We start from the raw sequence: 5,051 nt of genomic DNA, 5'->3' as shown, positions 1-5,051 counted from the left end.
CCGACTTGGCACACCGGCCGGCACCACGCGCGGTTTCGGCACCGCCGAATTCCGCGAGATCGGCCAGTTGATCGCCGAAGTGCTCGACGGTCTCAAGGCGGCGAACTCGGATGAGGGCAACGCCCAGGTCGAACAGGCTGTGAAGGACAAGGTGATCGCACTCACCGAGCGCTTCCCGCTCTACCCCTATCTGGGGTAAGCAGTCACGAATGGATTCGTGAACAAGGGCCCGATATGCGCTGTCCCTACTGTCAGTCGGAAGACACACAGGTGAAGGATTCTCGCCCCGCCGAAGACGGGGTGGCGATCCGGCGAAGGCGCGCCTGTCCAGATTGCGGCGGGCGTTTCACGACGTTCGAGCGCATTCAGTTGCGCGATCTGGTGGTGGTCAAGCGGTCGGGCCGCAAGGTGCCGTTCGACCGCGACAAGCTGATGCGCTCCTTCGACATCGCGCTCAGGAAACGCAATGTCGAGCCCGAGCGCGTCGAGCGTGCGGTGACCGGCATCGTGCGTCAGTTGGAAAGCTCGGGCGAGACCGAAATCCCGTCCGACGATATCGGCCTTCTGGTCATCGATGCGCTGAAGGCTCTGGATGATGTCGCCTATGTGCGTTTCGCTTCCGTTTATCGCAATTTTCGCGAAGCCAAGGATTTTCAGGAAGTTCTCGGCGAGCTGAAAGGCAAAGAGGACTGAAATGGACGGCGGGCTGGCAAGCGAGCTCGATCGGCGCTTCATGGCCGCTGCGACCCGGCTGTCGCGCCGCAATCTCGGCCTGACCGGCACCAATCCCTCCGTGGGAACGCTGATTGTGCGCGATGGGCGCATCGTGGGCAGTGGCGTCACTGCCATTGGCGGGCGCCCGCATGCAGAGCCCCAGGCCCTCGCGGAGGCCGGCGCGGCGGCGCGTGGCGCAACGGCCTATGTGACGCTCGAACCCTGCGCGCATCACGGTCGCACCCCGCCTTGCGCCAATGCGCTGGTCTCCTCCGGCATCACGCGTGTTGTGGGGGCTGCGGCCGATCCCGATCCGCGCGTCAGTGGCAAGGGATATGCAATCCTTCGCGAGGCAGGCATCGAGGTGGTGGAAGGCGTGTTGGCTGAAGAAGCCGCCGACATGCTGCGCGGATACCTCACTCGCTCTTTGAACAAACGGCCCGAAGTAACTCTCAAACTTGCGCTATCCGCCGATGGGATGATCGGGCGGATAGGCGAGGGGCAGGTCGCGATCACCGGTCCGGTGTCGCGCCGGCAGGTGCATATGATGCGGGCGGAAAGCGATGCGATTCTTGTCGGCATAGGCACGGCGCTGGCCGACGATCCCTTGCTGACATGCCGGCTGCCGGGGCTTGAAGGCCGCTCTCCGCTGCGTGTCGTGCTCGACCGGGGGATGAAGCTGCCGGTGCAGTCCGTTCTGGCCCAGAGCGCGCGCGATGTGCCGGTTCTGGTCACGGCGGCGGAAGACTGCCGACCGGAGCGCCGAAAGGCTCTGTCCGAGGCAGGCGTCGATTTTCTCGGTGTCGAGCTCCATGACGGTGAGATCGCGCTGCCGGAATTTCTGGAAGACCTGGCGGCGCGGGGCGTCCTGAGCCTCATGGTGGAAGGCGGAGCCTTCACCGCCCGAATGTTTCTTGAGGAAGGTCTGGTCGACCGGCTTGCGCTCTTTATTGGGCCATCGGAAATCGGCGCTGGCGGAATTGCCGCACCGATCGATTCCGACCATATCCCCGAAGGTTTCGACCTGCTGCGCGAGGCGCGGTTTGGCGATGATGTGTACCTGGAATATGTGAAAGGCGGCTTATGTTCACCGGCATTGTCACTGACATAGGCGTTGTGCAATCTGTCACGCCGCGCGACGAAGGGGTGCTGTTGCGTGTTGCGACCGACTACGATCCCGAAACGATCGACATCGGCGCGTCCATCGCCTGTGGCGGTGTATGCCTGACGGTGGTTGCGCTGCCCAAAGCAGGCGCAAACACGCGCTGGTTCGAGGTCGAGGCTTGGGAAGAGGCGTTGCGGCTTACGACAGTCGCCGACTGGCAGCCGGGCCAGCGCATCAACCTGGAACGCGCGCTCAAGGTGGGCGACGAACTCGGCGGACATATTGTGTCGGGACACATCGACGGCATGGCCGAAATCGTCGACCGCAGGGATGAGGGCGAGGCGGTGCGTTTCGTGCTCGAAGCGCCACAAGACCTGGCGAAGTTTATCGCGCCCAAGGGCTCGGTGGCGCTGGACGGCACGTCGCTTACGGTCAATCGCGTCGACGGCGTGCGTTTCGACGTGCTGCTTATTCACCATTCGCTTGCGGTCACCACGTGGGGTGAGCGGATTGTCGGCGACCGGGTGAATATCGAGGTGGATACGATGGCACGTTACGCAGCACGTCTTGCGGATGTGGCCAAAGAAGCTTAAGGCAGCGCTCTCTTTCTGAATTGTTCGCCGTGCGGAGAATGTCCATGGCCGATGCGCCCCTCCTGAGGCTGCTGATCGTCGAAGCCCGTTTTTACGACCACCTGGCCGATGGCCTGCTGGAAGGCGCGAAGGCTGCGCTCGAAGCGGCTGGCGCGGCCTATGATGTGGTGACCGTGCCGGGTGCGCTCGAAGTGCCCGCGGCGATCGCCTTTGCCGCTTCCGGCAATGGCGGTCCCGTCTATCACGGTTATGTCGCACTCGGCTGCGTCATCCGCGGCGAGACTTATCATTTCGATGTGGTCGCCAACGAATCGAGCCGCGCCCTGATGGATCTTTCGGTGCAGCAGAACCTTGCCATCGGCAATGGTATCCTGACCGTCGAGAACGAAGGGCAGGCTCTGGCCCGCATCGAAAAGAGCGAAGGCACCAGCGGCGAGAGCATGGGCAAGGGATTTTTCGCCGCCGAAGCGGCATTGACGATGATTGCGCTGAAACAGCGCCTGGGAGCTTGATGTGACGGAACCGACCGCAAACGGTTTTCGCCCGGCCAACAAACGGGGGGCTGCCCGGCTTGCCGCCGTTCAGGCGCTTTACCAGATGGACGTGGCCGGTACCGGCCTCTTGGAGACCACAGCGGAATACGAGCTTTTCAGGCTTGGAAAGGAGATCGACGGCGAACTCTACCGCGATGCCGATCCGCAATGGTTCCGCGCCATTCTGTCCGGCGTCGTCGAAGACCAGAAGACGATCGACCCGGTGATCCGCAAGGCGCTAACGGAGGATTGGCCGCTGTCGCGCCTCGATTCGACGCTGCGCGCCATCCTGCGCGCCGGTGTCTACGAACTGACCAGGCGCAGGGACGTGCCAGTGGCAGTTATCGTTTCGGAATATGTCGACATCGCCAAGGCGTTCTACACCGAGGATGAGCCTAAGCTCGTCAATGCGGTGCTGGACAGGGTTGCGCGTCGCAGCCGCGACGAAGGCAAGGGGAAAGACCCGGCATGAGCGAGGGGCGGGGCGATCTTTATCGTGAAGCGAAACGCACCGCGCTGATTCTCGCCTCCGCCCAGGCCATTGTCGGCTCCGCAGCGCCCATCGCCATTTCCATGGGCGGTCTCGCCGGCTTCTATCTTCTCGAAAGCGACAAGTCGCTGGCAACCGCGCCGGTGACCGGCTTCAATGTGGGCATTGCGCTCGGTGCGCTTCCCGCCGCGGCGCTGATGCGGGCAACCGGCCGCCGCAACGGTTTCATGGCTGGAGCTTTCGTCACCGCCTGCGGCGGGTTCGTGGCGGCAAGCGCGCTCTTTCAGAGCAGTTTCTGGCTTTTTGCCCTCGGGCTGATGCTGGTGGGAATTGGCAATGCTTTCCTCCAGCAATACCGCTTCGCCGCCGCAGACAACGCGCCATCCGATTTCAAACCGCGCGCTATTTCCTGGGTTCTGGGCGGGGGTGTTTTCGCTGCGATAATCGGCCCGCAGACCGTCATCTACACACGCGATCTTTTCGCGCCCGTTCAGTTTGCCGGTGCCTTCGCTGCCCTTGTCGTGCTCGGATTGCTGGGAACCTTGATACTGTCATTCCTTCGCATGCCCAAGGAAGCGCCCGCAGCCGTGCTGGACGATCATGAAGCCGCTCGACCACTGGCGCAGATCTTGCTGCAGCCGCGCTTTCTCGTTGCGCTTTTTTGCGGTGTCGCCTCCTATGCGCTGATGAGTTTTGTCATGACAGGGGCACCGCTGGCCATGGTCGGTTGCGGTTTCACACCCGACGAGGCGACGCTCGGCATTTCCTGGCACGTCATGGCAATGTTCGCACCCAGCTTCATCACCGGTCGGCTGATTGCCCGTTTCGGCAAGGAGACCATCGTCGCAACCGGCCTCTTAACGTTGATTGCCTGCGCGATCGTGGCGCTTTCGGGCATCGAATTGTGGCAGTTCTGGACGGCCCTGATCCTGCTCGGTATCGGCTGGAATTTCGGCTTCATCGGTGCAACCGCGATGGTGGCCGAGTGCTATCGCTCTTCCGAAAAGAACAGCGTGCAGGGCGTGCACGATTTTCTGCTTTTCTCAACCACGGCCTTCGCGTCCCTCATGTCGGGGCAGATCTACAATGCGTTCGGCTGGAACATGCTGGCGTGGGTCGTGATCCCGGTGGCGGCCTCGTGCCTTGTGGCATTGGGCTTGCTGGCCGCTGGACGACGCGCCAGACGCATCGCCTGACCTCGACGCCGATTGCCAAGGAAAGAGGCTTTATTTCATTCCTTGCGACCCATAAAGATCCCACCGTGGCCGCTCGCTACCGGGACCATGCTACAGATTCCCCCAACATAACCTTGACGTTGCGTTACAGCTTCGCCCAAGCTGCGACAATTAGGCCGGGTGGGGCGCGAATGCCGCCGGCCTTTTCAGCGTGACCCGGGAGGGGGTTCCAGTCGCGGGTCGAAATCAAGGGATAGATTGGCAATGAACATGCTTTACGTGGTCATCGCCTGCGGCGTGCTTTCCATTCTCTATGCCATTTGGGCAACCCAGTCGGTGCTGGCTGCCGACCAGGGCAATGCACGCATGCAGGAAATCGCCGGTGCCATCCGGGAGGGGGCGCAGGCTTATTTGACAAGGCAGTATACCACCGTCGCCATT

The 5,051-nt window shown here is 62.4% G+C and carries 7 protein-coding genes and 1 pseudogene; all 8 read left to right on the top strand.

What is annotated here, in order from left to right; all coding sequences use genetic code 11:
• A pseudogene (gene glyA, locus QZ638_RS22475) lies at positions 1-199 on the top strand (serine hydroxymethyltransferase); the annotation flags it as partial.
• A gap of 35 nt (positions 200-234) precedes the next feature.
• Positions 235-693, top strand: coding sequence for a transcriptional regulator NrdR (gene nrdR / locus QZ638_RS22470; protein ID WP_295814787.1), 459 nt, complete (start codon positions 235-237; stop codon positions 691-693).
• Position 694: 1 nt separating this feature from the next.
• Entirely contained in the window at positions 695-1,825 is a 1,131-nt protein-coding gene (gene ribD, locus QZ638_RS22465; protein ID WP_295814785.1) for a bifunctional diaminohydroxyphosphoribosylaminopyrimidine deaminase/5-amino-6-(5-phosphoribosylamino)uracil reductase RibD, read from the top strand.
• Positions 1,798-2,412 carry a riboflavin synthase gene (locus QZ638_RS22460; protein WP_295814782.1) on the top strand — a complete coding sequence of 205 codons (615 nt, stop codon included), beginning with the start codon at positions 1,798-1,800 and terminating at the stop codon, positions 2,410-2,412. Before ribD ends, QZ638_RS22460 begins: the two co-directional genes overlap by 28 nt.
• A 44-nt stretch (positions 2,413-2,456) precedes the next feature.
• The gene (gene ribH / locus QZ638_RS22455; protein ID WP_295814778.1) at positions 2,457-2,924 is read left to right on the top strand and encodes a 6,7-dimethyl-8-ribityllumazine synthase; all 468 of its coding nucleotides are present in this window, start codon (positions 2,457-2,459) and stop codon (positions 2,922-2,924) included.
• Between the two features lies 1 nt (position 2,925).
• Complete coding sequence (gene nusB, locus QZ638_RS22450; protein ID WP_295814775.1) at positions 2,926-3,417, top strand: transcription antitermination factor NusB; 492 nt, start codon at positions 2,926-2,928, stop codon at positions 3,415-3,417.
• Complete coding sequence (locus QZ638_RS22445; RefSeq protein ID WP_295814772.1) at positions 3,414-4,631, top strand: MFS transporter; 1,218 nt, start codon at positions 3,414-3,416, stop codon at positions 4,629-4,631. The genes nusB and QZ638_RS22445 overlap by 4 nt, the downstream gene beginning before the upstream one ends.
• 243 nt (positions 4,632-4,874) lie before the next feature.
• A partial coding sequence (locus QZ638_RS22440) for a sodium/proton-translocating pyrophosphatase (RefSeq protein ID WP_295814789.1) occupies positions 4,875-5,051 on the top strand: 177 nt, incomplete at its 3' end.

Source organism: uncultured Nitratireductor sp. (assembly GCF_913053745.1).
In the GTDB taxonomy this organism is placed as follows: Bacteria; Pseudomonadota; Alphaproteobacteria; order Rhizobiales; family Rhizobiaceae; genus Nitratireductor.
The sequence above is the reverse complement of the archived record's forward strand: the minus strand, read 5'-3'. Positions and strand labels throughout refer to the sequence as shown.